This is a genomic window from Legionella sp. (assembly GCF_965140895.1).
In the GTDB taxonomy this organism is placed as follows: domain Bacteria; phylum Pseudomonadota; class Gammaproteobacteria; order Legionellales; family Legionellaceae; genus Legionella.
Genome location: NZ_CBCSKT010000116.1, coordinates 1 through 1,464, shown reverse-complemented (window position 1 = coordinate 1,464; position 1,464 = coordinate 1). Strand labels below are relative to the sequence as shown.

Below are 1,464 nucleotides of genomic sequence, written 5' to 3'. Positions count from 1 at the left end.
TATCTGTCATTTCTAAGCACGGGAAATGAGCGTGCTCTTAATCGTACAGCTCTCGGCTCCACCCTTCCTTGTCGATTACCTACTTTATTTGTCACAATAAGCTGTAGCATTTGATTATAAAGTACGATTCTTTTTTTATTGCTCACAGATTCAAGCCGTGGGTTAAATTGATTGACCAATTGCAGAGTCGCCTTAAAGCTGATTTTCCAGGGTAAGGCACTATTTTTGTTACACGCTTCAACAATCAATTTTCTAATCATATTGTAAGCTAAAAGATGAATACTTATTTCTTTCCTTACCATTTCAGGAGTTTTGCATGAAACTCTATCCATCCCCATAATGGTCTTGATACTATTCAAATGAAGCTCAATTTCCCACCTACGTTTATATAAAGTGTATAGTTTCTGTTTGGGGTAGGTGGCAACTTCTAGAAGCGTTGTAATATAAACAATGCCGTTCACTTTAAATTCCCGGATGGGTAGGGTATTTGGGTATTCTCGGTAAGCCTCTTTGCTCATCCAATTTGGCCTACGAGGCTTTTTCCACGAAGTAATATGGTCTTTTTTCCCAAGGCGTTTTCCTTGACGAAAATCAGAGTGACGTTGTACATGTCCTGGAATCACCACATCAGCATTCTTTTTTATCAAATCATGAGTTAAAAAAAATTACAGTATAAGCGGTCACCTACAACAATATCATTATCATGAATACTATCTAGAATACTGCGGAGTAAGGATATCTCTCCCGTGCCCTTTCCTTTATTTGCATCCAGTGCATAGTCAATCACTCCCCCTGTACTCAATGAAAGCACCGCTACCAGCCTAATTTGAGGAAAACCAACCGAGTCGGTCTTATTGCTGTGTTTGGGATAGACAGAATTATTGGCTTGGGTATCTGGGAGGGTTATTATCGTCCCATCAAAAGCTTTTAACTCACGACCAAATGAATGACTCTCTCTCTGCTTCTTTAATGAAAAATCCCCCGATAATTTAAACAGTTCATAAAGCGTTTTTTCCGGGAGACGATTCCTCGCCTTTGTATAGGAACCCGTACTGCTGCAGATAACATTCTTATCTTTGAGCAGACCCTCCGCAATAACTCCAGATACTGCGTTTTTACACGACTTGTCGGAAGAAAGTACCTGTTTTATAAAGGTGTATATCGTTTTTAATGGTGTATAGACTCGCTTTCTAAACTCTCTTGAGCCATTGATAAGTCGCATCTGTTCCTCTGAGGACAACAAACGGTATAGTTCATCGTTCTTTGATTCAACTAAGTATTGCTTCTTATTAATTATTTGCAGTGCCGTTGTGTTTTGATTATTATTCATCGGTCAGTTTCCTTTTTTTGTGGATTCGCCTCGTAAACGTAATCTTATAAAAATTGGAAACTGATTTCATTACTTTTCAATAGATTAAACTAAAAATTACTAATTCTTGTACACCTTAAGGCAGCGCCATTAGG

General features: G+C 38.3%; 2 protein-coding genes. Both read right to left on the bottom strand.

The features are described 5' to 3' along the window. The coding region (locus tag ACQY7T_RS12175) for a transposase (protein ID WP_428413778.1) at positions 1-647 on the bottom strand (647 nt) is incomplete at its 3' end. 8 nt (positions 648-655) lie between these two features. Then, positions 656-1,330, bottom strand: coding sequence for a hypothetical protein (locus ACQY7T_RS12170; protein ID WP_428413777.1), 675 nt, complete (start codon positions 1,328-1,330; stop codon positions 656-658). Between the last annotated feature and the right edge of the window lie 134 nt (positions 1,331-1,464).

Bases quoted from the DNA above. Each gene is read 5' to 3' on its own strand.
- ACQY7T_RS12170 (WP_428413777.1), bottom strand. From the start codon at position 1,330: ATGAATAATAATCAAAACACAACGGCACTGCAAATAATTAATAAGAAG.